The 20,330-nt window shown below is 62.0% G+C and carries 17 protein-coding genes; 9 read left to right on the forward strand and 8 right to left on the reverse strand.

What is annotated here, in order from left to right:
• Positions 1-16: 16 nt before the first annotated feature.
• Complete coding sequence (locus HU736_RS21155) at positions 17-661, reverse strand: Pr6Pr family membrane protein (protein ID WP_186700779.1); 645 nt, start codon at positions 659-661, stop codon at positions 17-19.
• Positions 662-883: a VF530 family protein gene (locus HU736_RS21160; protein ID WP_101321868.1), complete on the reverse strand. Its 222-nt coding sequence runs from the start codon at positions 881-883 to the stop codon at positions 662-664.
• Between the two features lie 128 nt (positions 884-1,011).
• Here HU736_RS21160 and HU736_RS21165 point away from each other — a divergent pair, with 128 nt between their 5' ends.
• The 9 genes from HU736_RS21165 to HU736_RS21205 all read left to right on the forward strand — a co-directional run bounded on the left by HU736_RS21165 (position 1,012) and on the right by HU736_RS21205 (position 14,224).
• The gene (locus tag HU736_RS21165; RefSeq protein WP_186700781.1) at positions 1,012-3,054 is read left to right on the forward strand and encodes a TonB-dependent receptor; all 2,043 of its coding nucleotides are present in this window, start codon (positions 1,012-1,014) and stop codon (positions 3,052-3,054) included.
• A 255-nt stretch (positions 3,055-3,309) separates the two neighbouring features.
• Positions 3,310-4,656 (forward strand): carbohydrate porin, encoded by a 1,347-nt coding sequence (locus tag HU736_RS21170; RefSeq protein WP_186700783.1) that lies wholly within the window; start codon positions 3,310-3,312, stop codon positions 4,654-4,656.
• A 25-nt stretch (positions 4,657-4,681) separates the two neighbouring features.
• Complete coding sequence (locus HU736_RS21175) at positions 4,682-7,093, forward strand: glucose/quinate/shikimate family membrane-bound PQQ-dependent dehydrogenase (protein WP_186700784.1); 2,412 nt, start codon at positions 4,682-4,684, stop codon at positions 7,091-7,093.
• 161 nt (positions 7,094-7,254) lie between these two features.
• Positions 7,255-9,675: an endopeptidase La gene (lon, locus tag HU736_RS21180; RefSeq protein WP_103438383.1), complete on the forward strand. Its 2,421-nt coding sequence runs from the start codon at positions 7,255-7,257 to the stop codon at positions 9,673-9,675.
• 106 nt (positions 9,676-9,781) lie between these two features.
• Entirely contained in the window at positions 9,782-10,171 is a 390-nt protein-coding gene (locus HU736_RS21185) for a protease inhibitor I42 family protein (protein ID WP_103438384.1), read from the forward strand.
• Positions 10,172-10,290: 119 nt separating this feature from the next.
• A complete protein-coding gene (gene cmoA / locus HU736_RS21190; protein ID WP_103438842.1) occupies positions 10,291-11,034 on the forward strand; it encodes a carboxy-S-adenosyl-L-methionine synthase CmoA in 744 nt (247 codons plus the stop codon).
• Entirely contained in the window at positions 11,031-11,987 is a 957-nt protein-coding gene (cmoB, locus tag HU736_RS21195) for a tRNA 5-methoxyuridine(34)/uridine 5-oxyacetic acid(34) synthase CmoB (protein ID WP_103438385.1), read from the forward strand. Before cmoA ends, cmoB begins: the two co-directional genes overlap by 4 nt.
• Positions 11,988-12,167: 180 nt before the next feature.
• Positions 12,168-12,842: a heavy metal response regulator transcription factor gene (locus HU736_RS21200; protein ID WP_101321878.1), complete on the forward strand. Its 675-nt coding sequence runs from the start codon at positions 12,168-12,170 to the stop codon at positions 12,840-12,842.
• On the forward strand, positions 12,839-14,224 hold the full coding sequence (locus tag HU736_RS21205; RefSeq protein WP_103438386.1) for a heavy metal sensor histidine kinase: 1,386 nt from the start codon (positions 12,839-12,841) through the stop codon (positions 14,222-14,224). Before HU736_RS21200 ends, HU736_RS21205 begins: the two co-directional genes overlap by 4 nt.
• A gap of 6 nt (positions 14,225-14,230) precedes the next feature.
• Here HU736_RS21205 and pdxJ read toward each other — a convergent pair whose 3' ends face one another.
• The 6 genes from pdxJ to lepA form a co-directional block, all read right to left on the reverse strand.
• The gene (gene pdxJ / locus HU736_RS21210) at positions 14,231-14,953 is read right to left on the reverse strand and encodes a pyridoxine 5'-phosphate synthase (protein ID WP_189691783.1); all 723 of its coding nucleotides are present in this window, start codon (positions 14,951-14,953) and stop codon (positions 14,231-14,233) included.
• A 61-nt stretch (positions 14,954-15,014) separates the two neighbouring features.
• On the reverse strand, positions 15,015-15,698 hold the full coding sequence (gene recO / locus HU736_RS21215) for a DNA repair protein RecO (protein ID WP_103438387.1): 684 nt from the start codon (positions 15,696-15,698) through the stop codon (positions 15,015-15,017).
• A gap of 54 nt (positions 15,699-15,752) precedes the next feature.
• Positions 15,753-16,655: a GTPase Era gene (gene era, locus HU736_RS21220; RefSeq protein WP_101321882.1), complete on the reverse strand. Its 903-nt coding sequence runs from the start codon at positions 16,653-16,655 to the stop codon at positions 15,753-15,755.
• Complete coding sequence (gene rnc / locus HU736_RS21225) at positions 16,648-17,337, reverse strand: ribonuclease III (protein ID WP_103438388.1); 690 nt, start codon at positions 17,335-17,337, stop codon at positions 16,648-16,650. Before rnc ends, era begins: the two co-directional genes overlap by 8 nt.
• Before the next feature lie 176 nt (positions 17,338-17,513).
• The gene (gene lepB / locus HU736_RS21230; protein WP_186700786.1) at positions 17,514-18,368 is read right to left on the reverse strand and encodes a signal peptidase I; all 855 of its coding nucleotides are present in this window, start codon (positions 18,366-18,368) and stop codon (positions 17,514-17,516) included.
• Between the two features lie 5 nt (positions 18,369-18,373).
• Entirely contained in the window at positions 18,374-20,173 is a 1,800-nt protein-coding gene (gene lepA / locus HU736_RS21235) for a translation elongation factor 4 (protein WP_103438390.1), read from the reverse strand.
• Between the last annotated feature and the right edge of the window lie 157 nt (positions 20,174-20,330).

The following is a 20,330-nucleotide window of genomic DNA, read 5'->3' on the forward strand; positions in this document are numbered from 1 at the left end:
CCCAGGAATGACGTGGTCAGGGTAGCGGCTGCGTCCTTCGCCGCCCCTGCCAGCGATCCAGCGCCAGCAATAGCAGCCCGATCGCCCAGAACGCGACCAACACCACCAGCGCATTGATCATCACCTGCCCATAACCAAGGCTGGCGACATCAATGAACGGATACGGATAAACCCCGATCTGCTGCCCACGCCACAACGTATAGGCGAAATACACCGCCGGATACAGGCTCCACCAGCCCAGGTCAGACAGGCGCAGCTCCCCCTTGGGCACCACTCGCCACCAATACACTACAAACAGCAGCGGCATCACGTCGTGCAGCAACTCGTCCGCAAGCCATTGCCAGCCCTGGGGATGCCACAAGTGGCGCAGCAGCAAGCTGTAGGCAATCGACACCAGCACAATGCTGGCAGCAATGCCTGAGCTGACCCGCGGAGACAGAAACCAACGCCGTGCCGCCGTGGCGTGGCCAAACGCCGCGTAGCTCAGCACGGTCGCCACCAGCGTATTGCTTGAGACGGTGAAAAAGCCGAACAGATTGATCAGCCCGCCAATCAGGCTGGCCTGCTCCTGCCAGCGCGCCAGCAACACCAGGTACAGCTGCACACTCAAGCCGAACCAGCCCAGCAGCGCTGCCAGGCTCAGCCATGGATGACGAGCCATTCAGCCTTTGCGCTGCAGCTTGATGTACAGGTACTCGACCTTCTCTCGTGCCCACGGCGTCTTGCGCAAAAAGGCCAGGCTCGACTTGATCGACGGATCGCTCTTGAAGCAGCGCACGTCGATGCGTTCGGCCAGGCCTTGCCACTGGTAGTGAGCGACCAGCTCGGTGAGGATCTGCTCGAGCGTCTTGCCGTGCAATGCGTTGTGGTTGGCCGTGCTCATGCGGGGCTCCTGCGGTGAAAAGAGGCGCAGATTACACGAGTGTAGAAGCAAAAACCTCTGGCCAGCGCTCAATCAGGCAATGTTATAGTGTAACAACACTAATACCTTGCCAAGGAACGCTTGATCTCATGTTGCCGCTACCGCTGCGCCTTTCCCCGCTTGCCGCTGCCCTTTGGCTGGCCTCCCCCGCCAGCCACGCCGTTGAACTGCAGCCACAGGTTATTACTGCCAATCCGCTGGGCAACGCTCAACTTGCCGCGCCAAGTACAGTGCTCGAAGGCGACGCGTTGCTGCACCAGCAGCACGCCAGCCTCGGTGAAACCCTCAACAAGCAGCCCGGGGTCGCCTCAACCTGGTTTGGCCCGGGCGCCAGCCGCCCGGTGATCCGCGGGCTGGACGGTGATCGCATTCGTATCCTGCGCAATGGCGTCGGCGCGCTGGATGCTTCGTCGCTGTCGTATGACCATGCGGTGCCACTGGACCCGGTCATCGTCGAGCGGGTTGAAATCGTCCGCGGCCCAGCGGCGCTGCTGTATGGCGGCAATGCCATCGGCGGCGTGGTCAACACCTTCGACAACCGCATCCCCGATGCTCCCATCGACGGCATTCACGGTGCGGGTGAGCTGCGCTACGGCGGCGCCGACACCACCCGCAGCAGCGCCGGCAAGCTCGAAGCCGGTGACGGCAACTTCGCCTTGCACCTGGATGCCAACAGCCGCCAGTTCAATGACCTGCGCATTCCTGGCTATGCGCGCAGCGGCAAGGTCCGCGACAGTGCCGAGCCGGGCAGCAAACACCGCCTGGAGAACAGCGACGGTCGCCAGGACGGCGGCGCTCTTGGCGGCGCCTATCACTGGGAGCACGGTTACAGCGGGTTCTCCTATAGCCGTTACGACAGCAACTACGGCTCGGTTGCCGAGCCCGGCGTGCGCCTGGACATGCAGCAGGACCACTACGGTTTCGCCTCTGAACTGCGCGATCTGGACGGCCCGTTCAGCTCGGTCAAGGTCGACGCTGGCTACACCGATTACCAGCACCGCGAGATCGAAAGCGGCGAAGTGCACACCACCTTCAAGAACAAAGGCTACGAGGCGCGCATCGAGGCCAGGCATCAACCGCTGGGGCCAGTGGAAGGGGTGATCGGCGCGCAGGTCAGCCGCAATCAGTTCTCCGCGTTGGGTGAAGAAGCCTTTGTGCCCTACACCGACACCGACAGCCTGGCGCTGTTTCTGTTAGAGCAGTGGCAGGCCAGCGGGCGCCTGAACCTGAGCTTCGGTGCCCGCCTGGAACACACCCGGGTAGACCCGGATGCCAAGGGCAACGAAGACTTCGCGGCAGCTGACAGCACCAGCACCTTCAATGCAGTGAGCCTGTCTTCAGGCGCGGTGTATCAGCTTGATCCGATCTGGTCCCTGGCGGCCAACCTCGGCTACACCGAGCGCGCGCCGACCTTCTATGAGCTGTATGCCAATGGTGCGCACGTGGCGACCGGCGCCTATGAAGTGGGTGATGCCAGCCTGAACAAGGAAAAGGCGATCGCCGCCGACCTGGCCCTGCGCTTTGACAATGGCACGCACAAGGGCAGTGTCGGCGTGTTCTATAGCCACTTCCGCAATTACATTGGCCTTATCGGCAGCGGCAATCTGCGTGAGGGGCATCATCATGATGGCGATGATGATCATGACCATGACCATGACCACGGTGATATTCCCGAATACCTGTACCAAGGTGTGCGTGCGCGCTTCTATGGCATCGAGGCGCAGGATCGCTGGCAGTTGCTGGAAAACCGCTACGGCAGCTTTGCCCTGGAACTGTCAGGCGATTACACCCGCGCCAACAACCTCGACACGGGTGAGCCGCTGCCACGGATTGCGCCGCTACGCCTCAACAGCGGCCTGCTCTGGTCACTGGACCGCTGGCAGGCGCGGGTTGATGTGCAACATGCAGCCTCGCAGCAGCGTAAGCCGTCCAACGAGACCAGCACTGACGGTTACACAACCTTGGGCGCAAGCGTCGGCTACCGTTTCGATATCGGCCAGAGCGAGTGGCTGGCGTTTGTTCGCGGTGAGAACCTGACCAATCAGACGGTGCGCTACGCCAGTTCAATCTTGCGCGACATTGCCCCAGCGCCTGGGCGTAGTGTCGAGGTTGGCCTGCGTACAAGCTTCTGAGTAACCGCACTGGGGGCCGTTATGGCTGGCTCGATTGAGCTGGCCATGGTGACCACAGCCATAGCGCTACGCCCATTGTTGCTGCAGGAGTAACAATCAAGTGCGACATTTTGTCTTTTTTTATTACCCCTTCCGCTATATCCTGCCGCCGCACTGAATCGCTTCAGCCCATATTCCCACAGCCATACGCCATCGAAGAGCGTGCTTTTCGATGCACTTGGGTATTTTTCGTCAATCCAAAGATAGCGCTATCTCATGTTCCAGCTACCCCGTAGTCGTTATGCCGCCTTAGGCCTGTCCACACTCCTCTTTGGCGTTACGCCCGCCACGCTTGCCGGTGAAATGTTCGCCAGTGACTCGCCGTGGATGCTTGGCGACTGGAACGGCAGCCGCAGTGACCTGCGCGAGCGCGGCTACGACTTCACCCTCGGCTACACGGGTGAAATGGGCAGCAACCTGCATGGCGGCTACGACCATGACCGCAGCGCGCGCTACAGCGACCAGTTCACCTTTGGCAGCCACCTTGACCTGCAGAAGATCCTCGGCTGGAACGCCACCGAGGTGCAGTTGACCGTGACCGAGCGCCACGGCCAGAACATCAGCAATGACCGCATCAACGACCCGCGCGTAGGTGGTTTTACCTCCGCCCAGGAAGTCTGGGGTCGCGGCCAGACCTGGCGCCTGACTCAGCTGTGGATCAAGCAGAAGTACTTCGATGGCGTCCTCGACGTGAAATTTGGCCGCTTCGGCGAAGGCGAAGACTTCAACAGCTTCCCCTGCGACTTCCAGAACCTGGCGTTCTGCGGCTCGCAGGTCGGCAACTGGGTTGGCGGCATCTGGTACAACTGGCCGGTCAGCCAATGGGCCCTGCGCGTGCGTTACAACCTGAGCGCTACGCTGTACGCCCAGGTCGGCGTGTTCGAGCAGAACCCTTCCAACCTCGAGTCGGGCAATGGCTTCAAGCTCAGCGGCAGCGGTACCCAGGGCGCGGTAATGCCGATCGAACTGGTCTGGAGCCCACAGGTCAATGGACTTGCAGGGGAATATCGCGCCGGCTACTACTACAGTAATGCCAAGGCTCAGGACGTACTGCGCGACAGCAGTGGCCAACCCGCCGCCATCAGCGGCGCTGCCTACCGCAGCCGCTCGAGCAAACACGGTTTCTGGCTCGGCGCGCAGCAGCAGGTGACCTCGCAGGCGTCCGACCAGTCACGCGGCCTGAGCTTGTTTGCCAATGCCACATTGCACGACAAGGAGACCAATGCCATCGACAACTACGTTCAGGCAGGTGTGCTGTACAAGGGGCCATTCGATGCCCGGGCCAAGGACGACATCGGTTTCGCCCTCGCCCGCGTGCACGTCAACCCCGGCTACCGCAAGAACGCCCGCCTGGCCAATCAGGCGGCCGGGACCAGTGATTACGACAACCCAGGCTACCTGCCTGTGCAAGACACCGAATACAGCGCCGAGCTCTACTACGGCGTGCACCTGGCCGACTGGCTCACCGTGCGTCCCAACCTGCAGTACATTCGCCATCCAGGCGGGGTATCGGCAGTCGACGACGCACTGATCGCCGGCCTGAAGATTCAAAGCAGTTTCTGACCTCAACTTTCACGGAGTACCTTTGATGAGCACTGACGGTGCCAAAACCGGAACCCGCTGGCTACCGCGCCTGCTAGGCGTGCTGCTGTTGCTGATGGGCCTGGCCCTGCTGGCCGGCGGTATCAAGCTCAGCCAGCTGGGCGGATCGCTTTACTACCTGCTGGCCGGCATCGGCTTTGCCGTCAGCGGCATCCTGCTGTTGGCCAAACGGCAGATCGCCCTTGGTGTCTACGGCGTGGTGCTGCTGGCAAGCACCGCCTGGGCGCTGTGGGAAGTTGGCCTGGACTGGTGGCAACTGGTGCCGCGCCTGGCCATCTGGTTCGCCCTTGGCGTAGTCCTGCTGTTGCCGTGGGCACGCCGCCCGCTGCTTGGCCCGGCCTCCCGAGTCAACACCGCGCTGCTCAGCGTTGCAGTAGTTGCCGCCGGCGCCACCGCTCTGGCCAGCCAGTTCACTCACCCGGGCGAGATCCGCGGCGAGTTCAACCGCGACAGCAGCGAAATGGCCAGCACCGCCCCGGCCATGCCTGACGGCGACTGGCAGGCGTATGGCCGTACCGAGCACGGCGACCGCTACTCGCCGCTGCGCCAGATCACCGCGCAGAATGCCTACCGACTGGAAGAAGCCTGGCGCATCCGCACCGGCGACCTGCCCACTGAAAACGACCCGGTCGAGCTGACCAACCAGAACACGCCGCTGAAGGTCAACGGCATGCTCTACGCCTGTACTGCGCACAGCAAGCTGCTGGCGCTGGACCCGGACACCGGTGCCGAAATCTGGCGCTTCGACCCGCAAGTAAAGAGCCCGGTGGGCACCTTCAAGGGCTTCGCCCACATGACCTGCCGGGGTGCGTCCTACTATGACGAGAACCGCTACGTCAGCCGTGACGGCAGCCCGGCGCCGAAAATTTCCGATGCTGGCCAGGTCGTTGCCCAGGCATGCCCCCGCCGCCTGTACCTGCCGACCGCCGATGCGCGCCTGATCGCCATCAACGCCGACACCGGCAAGGTCTGCGAAGGCTTCGCCAACCAGGGCGTCATCGATCTGACTACCGGCATTGGCCCGTTCACCGCAGGTGGTTACTACTCGACGTCGCCTGCAGCGATTACCCGCGATCTGGTGATCATCGGCGGCCATGTCACCGATAACGAGTCGACCAACGAACCGTCCGGAGTGATTCGCGCCTATGACGTGCACGATGGTCATCTGGTATGGAACTGGGACAGCAACAACCCGGATGACACCAAGCCACTGGCACCTGGCAAGACCTACAGCCGCAACTCGGCCAACATGTGGTCGATCGCCAGCGTCGATGAAGACCTGGGCATGATCTACCTGCCACTGGGCAACCAGACCCCTGACCAGTGGGGCGCGGATCGCACCCCAGGCGCCGAGAAGTACAGCGCCGGTATCGTTGCCCTGGACCTGGCCACCGGCAAGGCCCGCTGGAACTACCAGTTCACTCACCACGACCTGTGGGACATGGACGTCGGCAGCCAGCCGACCCTGATGCACCTGAAGACCGATGACGGCATCAAGCCAGCAGTGATCGTGCCAACCAAGCAGGGCAGCCTGTATGTACTTGACCGTCGCGACGGCACGCCGATTGTGCCGATCCGCGAGATCCCGGTGCCGCAGGGCGCGGTCAAGGGTGACCACACCGCCCCGACCCAGGCCCGCTCCGACCTCAACCTGCTGGGCCCGGACCTGACCGAACAGGCCATGTGGGGCGCCACCCCGTTTGACCAGATGCTCTGCCGTATCCAGTTCCGTGAACTACGCTACGAAGGCCAATACACCCCGCCGTCGGAACAGGGCAGCCTGATCTACCCCGGCAACGTCGGTGTGTTCAACTGGGGCAGCGTGTCGATCGACCCGGTGCGCCAATTGATGTTCACCTCGCCCAACTACATGGCCTTCGTGTCGAAGATGGTGCCGCGCGAGCAAGTCGCTGCCGATAGCAAGCGCGAGAGTGAAACCAGCGGCGTGCAGCCTAACAGCGGTGCTCCGTACGCTGTAATCATGCACCCCTTCATGTCGCCACTGGGCGTGCCGTGCCAGGCGCCGGCCTGGGGGTATGTAGCCGCCATCGACCTGTTCACCAACAAGGTGGTGTGGAAGCACAAGAACGGCACCACCCGTGACAGCACGCCGATCCCGATCGGTATGCCGGTCGGTGTGCCGAGCATGGGCGGTTCGATGGTCACTGCGGGCGGTGTCGGCTTCCTCAGCGGCACCCTCGACCAGTACCTGCGTGCCTATGACGTGCACAACGGCGCCGAACTGTGGAAGGCGCGCCTGCCCGCAGGTGGCCAGGCCACACCGATGACCTACACCGGCAAGGACGGCAAGCAGTATGTGCTGGTCACCGCCGGCGGCCACGGCTCGCTGGGCACCAAGATGGGCGATTACATCATCGCTTACAAACTGGCCGACTAATCCTCGCGCCAGTGCATCACCTGCATAAGAAGCGGAACCTGTACGGTTCCGCTTTTTTTTGGCCCCTTATAAATAGCGCACTAACGTCTTCATCTACGCTGGCTTGAAACCCATTGGCCTTTACCCCATCTAAGCACCATAGTCATTAACTCAGGTGCCTCATGAGCGACCAGCAGGATCATTCGGAACAGCCCGACGAACACAGCGAAATCGAACACCTCGAAGGCGCCGCAATCCCTGGCCATGCCCTTGCCCTGCCCGGCCAACAGCTGCCAGACAAGGTCTACGTCATCCCGATTCACAACCGCCCATTCTTCCCGGCCCAGGTGCTGCCGGTGATCGTCAACGAAGAGCCGTGGGCAGAAACCCTCGACCTGGTGGCCAAGACCGATCACCACTCGCTGGCGCTGTTCTTCATGGATACGCCGCCCGAAGATCACCGTCACTTCGACACTTCGGCGTTGCCCGAGTACGGCACCCTGGTCAAGGTCCACCACGCCAGCCGCGAGAACGGCAAGCTGCAGTTCGTTGCCCAGGGCCTGACCCGGGTGCGCATCCGTACCTGGCTCAAACACCATCGCCCACCGTATCTGGTCGAAGTCGAGTACCCGCGTCAGTCGACCGAGCCGACCGATGAGGTCAAGGCGTACGGCATGGCCTTGATCAACGCGATCAAGGAGTTGCTGCCGCTCAACCCGTTGTACAGCGAAGAGCTAAAGAACTATCTCAACCGCTTCAGCCCCAACGACCCGTCGCCGCTGACAGACTTTGCCGCCGCGCTGACCTCGGCCACCGGCAAGCAACTGCAGGAAGTGCTCGATTGTGTGCCCATGCTCAAGCGCATGGAAAAAGTCTTGCCGATGCTGCGCAAGGAAGTCGAGGTCGCCCACTTGCAGAACGAGATCTCGGCAGAGGTCAATCGGCAGATCGGCGAGCACCAGCGCGAGTTCTTCCTCAAGGAGCAACTCAAGGTCATCCAGCAGGAACTTGGCCTGACCAAGGACGACCGCAGCGCCGACCTTGAACAGTTCAAGCAGCGTCTGGAGGGCAAGACCCTGCCCGCCGCCGCGAAAAAACGCCTTGATGAAGAGCTGGGCAAACTGGCTATTCTGGAAACCGGCTCGCCGGAATACGCCGTGACGCGCAATTACCTGGAGTGGGCCAGCGCCCTGCCCTGGGGCGTGTACGGCAAGGACAAGCTCGACCTCAAGCATGCACGCAAGGTGCTCGATCAGCATCACGCCGGGCTGGATGACATCAAAGACCGGATTCTCGAGTTCCTCGCCGTCGGTGCCTGGAAAGGCGAGATCAGTGGCTCGATCGTGTTGCTGGTTGGCCCACCCGGGGTGGGCAAGACCAGCATCGGCAAGTCTATCGCCGAGTCGCTCGGCCGGCCGTTCTACCGCTTCAGTGTCGGCGGCATGCGCGACGAAGCCGAGATCAAGGGCCACCGCCGTACCTACATCGGCGCCCAGCCGGGCAAACTGGTGCAGGCGCTGAAAGACGTTGAGGTGATGAACCCGGTGATCATGCTCGACGAGATCGACAAGATGGGCCAGAGCTACCAGGGCGACCCGGCTTCGGCCTTGCTGGAAACCCTCGACCCTGAGCAGAACGTCGACTTTCTCGACCACTACCTTGACCTGCGCCTGGACCTGTCCAAGGTGCTGTTCGTATGTACCGCCAATACCCTGGACTCGATCCCCGGACCTCTGCTCGACCGCATGGAAGTGATCCGCCTGTCTGGCTACATCACCGAAGAAAAACTGGCCATCGCCAAGCGCCATCTGTGGCCCAAGCAGCTGGAAAAAGCCGGGGTGGCCAAGACCAGCCTGAGTATCAGCGACTCCGCGCTGCGCCTGGTAATCGATGGCTATGCCCGCGAAGCGGGTGTGCGCCAATTGGAAAAGCAATTGGGCAAGCTGGTGCGCAAGGCGGTCATGAAGCTGCTTGAAGACCCGCAGGCCAAACTCAAGATAGGCCCCAAGGATCTTGAAGCGGCACTGGGTATGCCGGTGTTCCGCAGCGAACAGGTGCTGGCTGGCAAAGGTGTAATAACCGGCCTGGCCTGGACCAGTATGGGCGGCGCCACGCTGCCGATCGAAGCCACCCGCATTCATGCCCTCAATCGAGGTTTCAAGCTGACCGGCAAGCTTGGCGACGTGATGAAGGAGTCTGCGGAGATCGCCTATAGCTACGTCAGCGCCAACCTCAAGCAATTTGGCGGCGACCCGACCTACTTCAACGAGGCGTTCATCCACCTGCACGTGCCTGAGGGAGCAACGCCCAAGGACGGCCCAAGCGCCGGGGTAACCATGGCCAGTGCGCTGCTGTCGCTGGCCCGCGATCAGGTGCCGAAAAAAGGCGTAGCCATGACCGGCGAGCTGACCCTGACCGGGCAAGTGCTACCGATTGGTGGTGTGCGCGAAAAAGTCATAGCGGCCAAGCGCCAGAAGATTCTCGAGCTGATTCTGCCTGAAGCCAACCGAGGCGACTTTGAAGAGCTGCCGGAGTATCTGCGGGAGGGCCTGACCGTGCACTTTGCCAAGCGCTTTGCCGACGTGGCCAAAGTGCTGTTTTGAATCGACACCGAGAAAACAGCGGAGCCGTTCTGGCTCCGCTGCAAACGGGCTTACAGTTTGAATCGCATGGGGTATTCTCAGCGCACTGAATTGCGCTGGAGTATCCATGACCGTCCTTCGTCTGCTGCTTCCTCTGAGCCTGGCAATGCTTGCCGCGTGTAGCCATCGACCGAGTGTCGTCGAGCTCAATTCCGAAGGTGAATGTCCGCAGCGCCTGCAGCTTGGCCAGAGTTTGACCGTGACCCTGCCCAGCAATCCCACCACCGGCTATCGCTGGAAACTCAAGGACTCTGCCGCTGCTGTTCTCCAGGCACGCGGCCCGGAGGTCTACAGCACACCTGAGCAGAATGGCATGGTTGGCACTGCGGGGTCGTCCACCTGGCGCTTCCAGGCTGCTGCCAGCGGTGAAGGTACGCTGTTGCTTGTGTATCAACAGCCTTGGGCGCCAGAGGTGGTTCCGGTGCAGACCTTCGAGTGCAAGGTCATCGTGCACTGAGCCGGCCCTCCAGCGCAGGGTAATTCCCGCTGCAGGGCTGACCGTTCGCGCCAGGCCCGTATCCAGCAAGGCCTGGCTTGGCTAGAATGTCGCCCCTGTTTTTTTCGCCCGAGCACACCGTGAGCACAGACCCTGACCGCCTTTTCGCCCGGCCCCTGGACCAGGTGCCTGACTTCGCCTTCAACGAGGACGTAGTGCGGGTGTTCCCGGACATGATCAAGCGCTCGGTGCCGGGCTACCCGACCATCGTCGAGAACCTCGGCGTGCTCGCCGCACGCTTTGCTCAGCCCGATACGGCGCTGTACGACCTCGGCGCATCGCTGGGTGCAGTGACCCAGGCACTGCGCCGCCATGTGCGCAGTGATGGCTGCCGGGTGATCGCGGTGGACAACTCGGCGGCGATGGTCGAGCGCTGCCGTCAGTACCTCAACGCCCAGGACTCGATGTTCCAGGAGCTGTTGCCGGTGCAAGTCATGGAAGCCGATATCCTCAGCCTGCAGTTCGAGCCAGCCTCGGTGGTGGCGCTGAACTTCACCCTGCAATTCGTCGCCCCCGGCCAGCGCCTGGAGCTGCTGACGCGGATCCGCCAGGCCCTGCTGCCAGGAGGCGCGCTGATCCTCTCGGAAAAACTGCACTTCGCCGATGATCAGGAGCAGGCGCTGCTCAACGATCTGCACCTGGATTTCAAACGCGCCAACGGCTACAGCGAGCTGGAAATTGCCCAGAAGCGCAGCGCCATTGAACATGTGATGAAACCCGACACGCTCGAAACCCACCAGGCCCGCCTGCGTGCCGCCGGGTTCTCCAAGGTAGTGCCGTGGTTCCAATGCCTTAACTTCGCCTCGTTGATAGCCCTGCCATGATCGATTTGTCTCCCCTGGTCCGCCGTCTGGCGGGTACTCCGTTGGCCACCTGGTCGCAAGGCCTGCAAGCGCAACTGGAAAGCAAGATGGAAAAAGGCCACGGCGACCTCGAGCGCTGGCGTGGCGCTCTCGAGGCGTTGCCTGAGCTGCAGCCCAGTGAAGTCGATCTGGTCGATGGCTTGCGCCTGGACAGCCCCTGCGATGAGACGACTCGCACTCAGCTGCAGCAGGCCTTGATGGGCCTGTCGCCCTGGCGCAAAGGTCCGTTCGATCTGTTTGGCGTGCATGTCGACACCGAATGGCATTCGGACTGGAAATGGGCGCGGGTCAGCCCGCATCTGGACCTGACCGGCAAGCGTGTGCTGGATGTCGGCTGTGGCAATGGCTACTACCAATGGCGCATGCTCGGCGCCGGCGCTGACATGGTGATCGGAGTCGACCCCAACTGGCTGTTCTTCTGCCAGTTCCAGGCGGTGAACAAGTACCTGCCCGAGCTGCCGGCTTGGCACCTGCCATTCGCCCTTGAGGAACTACCGGCCAACCTCGAAGGCTTCGACACGGTGTTTTCGATGGGTGTGTTCTACCACCGTCGTTCGCCCATTGAGCACTTGCTGGCGCTCAAGGACTGCCTGGTAAAAGGCGGTGAGCTGGTGCTGGAAACTCTGGTCATCGAAGGCGACGAGAATCAAGTGTTGGTTCCCGAAGACCGCTATGCGCAGATGCGCAATGTCTGGTTCTTGCCTTCGGTACCGGCACTGGAGCGCCTGCTGCGGCGCGCCGGCTTCAGTGACGTGCGCTGCGTCGACGTCAGTGTCACCAGTGTCGAGGAGCAGCGCAGCACCGAGTGGATGCGCTACCAGTCTCTGAGCGACTTTCTCGACCCGCAGGACCACAGCCGCACCATCGAAGGCCTGCCCGCCCCGCGTCGGGCGACGATCCTGGCGCGCAAGTAAACCCGGCCGCACCCATCCTGTCTGCTCAGCGCGTCGTCTGGCTAACCGCCAGATGACGCGCTGATTACAAATCCGTTATCCACGCCGATCCACCCCAGGCTTGGCGTACTATCGCGCGCTTGACCTTGATCCAGCTTCAGGGTCGACAATCCCTCTCCCGAATTCTGCCTGAGCCCAAGCATGCGCCTACTGATCATTGAGGACGAACTGCGGACTGCCGATTACCTTCAGCAGGGGCTGCGCGAAAACGGCTATGTCGTGGATTGCGCACACACTGGCATCGACGGCCTGCACATGGCCCGCCAGCAGGCCTATGACCTGGTCATTCTGGACGTCAACCTGCCGGAACTGGACGGCTGGGCCGTACTGCAACGGCTACGCGCCGAGTCGGCCACGCGAATCATGATGCTCACCGCTCACGGTCGCCTGTCTGACCGGGTCAAGGGCCTGGATCTGGGCGCGGATGACTACCTGCTCAAGCCATTCGAATTTCCCGAATTGCTGGCGCGGATCCGCAGCCTGTTGCGGCGCAACGATCAGCAGGTGCAGCCGAGCACACTGCGCGTCGCCGACCTGGAGCTGGACCCTGGCCGCCACCGGGCCTGGCGTGGCAGCACACGTATCGACCTCACTGCCAAGGAGTTCTCGCTGCTGCACCTGCTGATGCGCCAGAGCGGCGAGGTGCTGTCACGCACGCAGATCATCTCGCTGGTGTGGGACATGAACTTCGATTGCGACACCAACGTTGTCGAGGTGTCGATCCGGCGCTTGCGGGCCAAGATCGACGACCCCTTCGAAGACAAACTGATCCACACCCTGCGCGGTGTTGGCTACGTGCTCGAGGCGCGCCGTTGAAACCCGCCAGCCTGTCTCTGCGGCTTGGTCTGAGCGTCACTCTAATGGGCGCCGCGCTGGTGCTGCTGCTGGCATGCCTGGCGGTGTTTGCCCTTGATCACGAACTGGACAGCCGCGCGCGCAAGGACCTCGCGCGCAAGATGCTGCAGGTAGAACACAACCTGCGGGTCGACCTGCGTAGCGCTGACCTGGCCAGCCGCGCCCACCCACTGCTCGACCTGGTCATGGGCCATGACAACCTAAGCCTCAGCGTGATTGCTCTGAATGGCCGCCATGCACCCCTGCTCAGCCTGGGCCCGGCGCTGGAGTCACAGCGCCTGCGCGAGCTGCAGTGGAGCGACGGCCAGACCTTTCAGGAATGGAAGGACAGCAGCGGAGCGCAATTTCTCAGCGTGACGCAGGCGATGCGGCTGCGCGATGACACCCCGGTGCGGGTAATGATGACCCTTGATCGCGCCGACGATCACGACCTGTTGCACGCCTACCTGCGCTCGACCCTGCTGGCCCTGCCGTTGTTGTTGCTGCTGATCGGCGCCTGTGCCTGGAAGCTGGTGCAGCGCAGCCTGAAGCCACTGCGGCGCTTTCGCCGGATCGCCGGCCAGGTATCGGCGCAGGCGCTCGACCATCGACTGCCCTCCAGCGGCCTGCCGCAGGAACTGGCCGACCTCGCCCGCTCGATCAATGTGATGCTGGATCGGCTCGATCAGGGTGTGCGCCAGTTGTCGCAGTTTTCCGACGACCTCGCGCATGAGCTACGCACGCCGCTGAGCAACCTGATGGGCAAGGCCCAGGTGACCCTCGCCCGCCCACGCGACAGCGGCGATTATCGCGAGGTGCTGGCAGACAGCATCGAAGAACTGACTCGGCTCAACCGCATCATCAACGACATGTTGTTTCTCGCGCAGGTAAGCCAGCCCCAGGCCCAGGTCGAACTCAAGCCGCTGGCCCTGGCCGACGAAGTCGCGCGGGTCAGCGAGCTGTTTGCCATCAGCGCTGAAGTGAAGGATATCGAGATCAGGCGTCACGGCTGGGCCACCGCGCTTGGCGATCGGTTGATGTGCCAGCGGGCCTTGTCCAACCTGCTCAGCAATGCGCTACGGCACAGCCCCGAGGGCAGCGTGGTGAGCATTGGCATCGGCCGGTACGCGCAGCAGGCCTGGGTATGGGTTGAGAACCACGGGCCGGGGATCAGCGACGAGCACCTGCCGCACCTGTTCGAGCGGTTCTATCGAGCCGACAGCGGTCGCTCGCGCCTGGATGGCGGTACTGGCCTGGGCTTGGCGATCGTGCAGTCGATCATGCAACTGCACGGCAGCCAGGTCGAAGTCAGCAGCCAGGCGCAGGGGCCAACCCGGTTTACCTTGTTTTTTCGTGCCGAGTGACGCCGATCAGCGCGAGGCCTGCAGGATCAACGCTTTCATTTCAGCCACGGCGGCCTTGAAGCCGACAAACAGCGCATGCGCCACCAGCGCGTGACCGATGTTCAGCTCGTTGATGCCCTTGATCGCTGCGACCGCCTCGACGTTGTGGTAATGCAGGCCGTGGCCCGCGTTGACGATCAGGCCCTGGCCGACGCCAAACGCGACGCCGTCGGCGATGCGCTTGAGCTCATCGGCCACCTCGGTTGGGGTCAGCGCATCAGCATAGCGACCGGTGTGCAGCTCGATGGCCGGCGCGCCGACCCGTTGCGAAGCTTCGATCTGGCGCTCGTCGGCATCGATGAACAACGACACTTCAGCGCCGGTGCGGGCCAGGCGCTCGACGGCCGCCTTGATCCGCGCTTCCTGACCGGCCACATCGAGGCCGCCTTCGGTGGTCAGTTCCTGACGGGTTTCCGGAACCAGACAGATGTGCGCCGGGCGAATCTGCTCAGCGAACAGCATCATCTCTTCGGTAACGCCCATCTCGAAGTTCATCCGCGTCTGCAGCACGTCCTTGAGCAACAGCACATCGCGCTCCTGGATATGCCGGCGGTCTTCACGCAGGTGTACGGTAATGCCGTCGGCGCCCGCTTCTTCGGCGTCCAGCGCGGCCTTGACCGGATCTGGATAGCGGGTGCCGCGGGCCTGGCGCAAGGTCGCCACGTGGTCGATGTTGACGCCAAGAAGCATGCGGTTGCTATGAGTCACGAAAGGCTCTCCTGAAGATGTAGCCGCACAGCATACGACGTGCTCAGCGCTTGCGAAACAACTCCCGACTCACCAGCGGCTTTGGCCCCAGGTGGACGGCCAGGGCCTGGCGCATCAGTCGCTTGGCTGCCAGCAATGCGCCAGGCGCTTCCCACTCGGCGTGGGCCAGTGCGAGCAGTTCATCGCCCTTGAACAACCCGGGCTGGAACAGCTCCACCCGCTCAAGCCCGGCGTCGACCTGCAGGCGGTACAGACCACTGGCAGCGATAGGCTCGGCGTTGACGTCGCGATCCAGGGCAAAGGCGTAACCGAGCTGCTCCAGCAGGCGCCATTCAAAGGCCCGCAGCAACGGCTCCAATGGCCGGCCCTGGCCCAACGCCTGCAGGGTCAGGGCATAGTGCTCGAACAGCGCTGGGTATGGCGCCTCGGCCGGCAGCAGGCGCATCAGCAGTTCATTCAGGTACAAGCCGCTGAACAGTGCATCACCATTGAGCCAGGCGGCAATGCCGGCGCTGTCGAGGCGGTTGACGTTCTTCAGCTCGCCGCGCCCACGCAGCTCGACTTCCAATGGCACGAACGAGCGCACCAGGCTGCCACCCTTGCCCCGCGCCCGGCGCAGCACCGCCCGCACGCGACCTTGCGGCGTGAAAAAGTCCACCAGCGCGCTGGTCTCGCGGTACGCACGGCTGTGCAGCACGTACGCCGGCTGACCTTGAGGTTGTTCCATGGGGAAGGCCCGGATGCAGAACGGCCCGGAACAATCCGGGCCGTTGAGGGAGTGTTACAGGTCGCCGTAGCCCAGCGAACGCAGGGCGCGCTCATCATCGGACCAACCGCCTTTGACCTTGACCCAAAGGTTGAGCATGACCTTGGCGTCGAACAGCGTTTCCATGTCCTTGCGCGCATCGGAGCCGATGCGCTTGATACGCTCGCCTTTGTCACCAATGATGATCTTCTTCTGACCATCACGCTCAACCAGGATCAGGGCATGGATGTGCAGCACATGGCCTTGCTGCTTGAACTCTTCAATCTCGACAGTGATCTGGTACGGCAGCTCGGCACCCAGTTGGCGCATGATCTTCTCGCGGACCAGTTCGGCGGCGAGGAAGCGGCTGCTGCGGTCGGTGATCTGGTCTTCCGGGAAGAAGTGATCGTTCTCCGGCAGCTGCTTGGCGATCAGTGCTTCCAGCGCTTCGAGGTTGTGCCCCTGTTGGGCAGAGATCGGCACGACTTCGGCGTTCGGCAGTTGCTCCTGCAGCCATTTCAGGTGCGGGATCAATTCGGCCTTCTCGTCCATCCGGTCGGTCTTGTTGACCGCGATGATCAGCGGGCCGGTAACGTACTGGACACGCTCGAGCACCAGTTGGTCCTCGTCGGTCCAGCGGGTACGGTCAACCACGAAGATCACCACGTCGACGTCCTTGAGGGCGGCCGAAGCGGTGCGGTTCATGTAACGGTTGAGCGCCTTGTCGTTGGCCTTGTGCATGCCTGGCGTATCGACGTAGATCGCCTGCACGTCACCCTCGGTCTTGATCCCGAGCATGTTGTGGCGGGTGGTCTGCGGCTTGCGCGAGGTGATCGCCAGCTTTTGCCCGAGGATATGGTTGAGCAAGGTCGACTTGCCAACGTTGGGGCGACCGACAATGGCTACGTAGCCGCAACGGGTTGGGTTGTTCTCAGTCATTACCATTCTCCACGCCCAGGGCGATCAGTGCAGCGGCGGCGGCGACTTGCTCGGCAATACGCCGGCTTACGCCCTGGCCACGGCTCTTGTTGTTCAGCAGGACCACTTCGCATTCGACGAAGAAGGTCCGGCAATGAGGTTCGCCCTGGATATCGACCACTTCATAACGCGGCAAATCGCAACCACGCGACTGCAGAAATTCCTGCAGGCGGGTTTTCGGGTCTTTATTGGTGTCGACCAGTGTCAGGCTCTCGAACTCATCGGTCAGCCAGGCCAGAATGCGCTCGCGCGCGGTCTGCATGTCGGCATCCAGATAGATGGCGCCAATCAGCGCCTCGAGGGCATCGGCGAGGATCGATTCGCGGCGAAAACCACCGCTTTTCAGCTCACCCGAACCCAGTCGGAGGAATTCGCCCAGGTCGAATCCACGCGCCAGCCGCGCCAGAGTTTCACCCTTGACCAGGCGTGCGCGCAGGCGCGACAGCTGGCCTTCGCGGGCCTGCGGGAAGCGCTCGAACAGCGCCTCCCCGGCGACGAAATTGAGGATGGCGTCGCCAAGAAACTCCAGGCGCTCGTTATTGCGCCCGGCATAACTGCGATGGGTCAGGGCCAGCAACATCTGATCCTGATCCTTGAAGGTATAGCCGAGCTTGCGCTCCAGGCGTGCAAGGGAAGCACTCATGCGGCCACCCGTTTGTTGTTCAACGCGTTGTTCAAATCAACATCCTGAAAAGACGGTGTGGCTGTGAATCGCTGCCAGTTGGTAGCGCCCCCGTGTTTCAAGACGCTCTCGACCTTGAGTACACAGCCTATGTCAGAAAAGCATTCGGCGCTGTCTGCAGACAGCGCCGATGGGTATCAATGGATCAGGCCGACCCGCGACAGGTTGGGCAGGTGGCTGAGCTTGGGCTCTGGCCAGCTCATCCAGACTGCAAACGCCTTGCCGACGATATTGCGGTCCGGAACCATGCCATGCAGTTCCTTGGGAATATTTGGATCATCCCAGAAACGGCTGTCGTTGGAGTTGTCGCGGTTGTCGCCCATCATGAAGTAATGGCCGGCGGGTACCGTCCATTGCTGGTCAGGCGGCATGCGGTAGCGGCTCATTTCCTTGCGGATCATGTGCTCGGCCGCGCCCAATTGCTCCTTGTACAGCTCAGCGCTGCCCAAGGTGCCTGGCTCGGTACCGACCAACTGCTCGGCAACCTGCTTGCCATTGACGAACAAGCGCTTGTCGCTGGTGTAGCCGATCTGGTCGCCCGGCAGGCCAACCACACGCTTGATGTAGTTGACGTTGGGGTCGCTCGGATAGCGGAACACCATCACGTCGCCCCGCTGCGGCTGGCCGATCTCGATGACCTTCTTGTCGATCACCGGCAGGCGAATGCCGTAGGAGAACTTGTTCACCAGGATGAAGTCGCCCACTTCCAGCGTCGGTTTCATCGACCCGGAAGGAATCTGGAACGGCTCTACCAGGAACGACCGCAGCACCAGCACGATGAACAGCACAGGGAAGAACGACTTGCCGTACTCAACCAGCAACGGCTCCTTGTTCAGCTTCTCGACCACGGCCATTTCTGGCTGGCTGACGCTGCCCTGATAGGTGGCAATCGCCGCCCGCCGGCGCGGAGCCAGGAACAGCAGATCGATCAGAGCCAACAAGCCACAGACGGCAACGGCGATGACGAGCAACAGCGGGAAATTTAGCGACATAGGACCTAGCTATCCAACCTGAGCACGGCGAGGAAGGCTTCTTGTGGAATTTCCACGTTACCGACCTGTTTCATGCGTTTCTTACCGGCTTTCTGCTTTTCGAGCAGTTTGCGTTTACGGCTGACGTCGCCGCCATAACACTTGGCCAGTACGTTCTTTCTGAGCGCCTTGACAGTGGTCCGGGCGACGATCTGCCCGCCGATGGCGGCCTGGATCGCGACGTCGAACATCTGCCGAGGAATCAGTTCTTTCATTTTCTCGGTCAGCGCGCGCCCTTTGTAGTGGGCGTTGTCGCGGTGCACGATCAGCGCCAGCGCATCAACCTTGTCGCCGTTGATCAACACGTCCAGCTTGACCAGGTTGGCCGACTGGTAACGATCGAAATGGTAGTCCAGCGACGCGTAACCGCGGCTGGTCGACTTCAAACGGTCGAAGAAGTCCAGTACCACCTCATTCATTGGCAAATCGTAGCTCACCTGCACCTGAGTACCTAGGAACTGCATGTCACGCTGCACACCGCGCTTCTCGATGCACAGCGTAATGACGTTACCCAGGTGTTCTTGCGGCACCAGGATATTGGCGCGCACGATTGGCTCACGGAAGTCTTCGACTGCTGATACATCCGGCAGTTTCGACGGGTTGTCGACGTGAATGGTTTCACCGGTCTTGAGCTTGATCTCGAAGATCACGCTCGGCGCCGTGGTGATCAGGTCCAGGTCATATTCGCGCTCGAGGCGCTCCTGGATGATCTCCATGTGCAACATGCCGAGGAAGCCGCAACGGAAGCCAAAGCCCAGTGCATCCGAGCTTTCAGGCGCGTACTGCAGCGACGAGTCGTTCAGCGTCAGCTTCTGCAGCGCATCGCGGAAGTCTTCGAAGTCATCTGAAGACACGGGGAACAGGCCAGCGTAGACCTGTGGCTGAATACGTTTGAAGCCTGGCAGCACTTCCACCTCGGGGGTGGAGCTCAAGGTCAGGGTGTCGCCGACCGGCGCGCCGAGAATTTCCTTGATGCTGGCAATGATGAAGCCCACTTCGCCGGCCTTGAGATCGGCAGTCTGAGTGTGCTTTGGCGTGAACACGCCGACGCTGTCGACCAGATGGACCTTGCCGGTCGACTTGACCAGGATCTTGTCGCCCTTTTTCACGCGGCCGTGGCGCACGCGAACCAGGGACACGACGCCCAGGTAGTTGTCGAACCAGGAGTCGATGATCAGCGCTTGCAGCGGTGCATCGATGTCACCGGTTGGCGCCGGGATCTGCTGCACAAGGCGCTCAAGCACCTCGTCCACGCCCATGCCGCTCTTGGCGCTGCAGGCTACGGCGTCGGCCGCGTCGATACCGATGATCTTCTCGATTTCGTCCTTGACGCGGTCCGGATCGGCCTGGGGCAGGTCCATCTTGTTCAGTACCGGCATGACCTCAAGGCCCTGCTCGATAGCGGTGTAGCAGTTGGCCACGGACTGGGCTTCGACGCCCTGGCCAGCATCGACCACCAACAACGCGCCTTCACAGGCGGCCAGCGACCGGCTGACTTCATAGGTGAAGTCTACGTGGCCGGGAGTGTCGATGAAGTTCAGCTGGTAGGTCTTGCCGTCCTGCGCCTTGTAATGCAGCGTGACGCTATGGGCTTTGATGGTGATGCCGCGCTCGCGCTCCAGATCCATCGAATCGAGCACCTGGGCTTCCATTTCGCGCGCCGAGAGGCCACCGCACATCTGAATGAAACGGTCGGCCAGCGTCGACTTGCCGTGGTCGATGTGGGCGATGATGGAGAAATTGCGGATATGACTCAAATCACTCACGGGTCACTACTCGAAATGGCTGCGAGCCGGACGCCCGCCGAAAAATAGCCGGGAATTGTACCTTAAGCCGCAGCCTTGTGGGAGATTCCTGATCGGCTGCAATCCCGCGTGGCTTGGCAGGCCGCCATGAAATTTTCATCCGTTTACAAAAAAGGGC

The organism is Pseudomonas shirazensis (genome assembly GCF_014268785.2).
GTDB classification, from domain to species: domain Bacteria; phylum Pseudomonadota; class Gammaproteobacteria; order Pseudomonadales; family Pseudomonadaceae; genus Aquipseudomonas; species Aquipseudomonas shirazensis.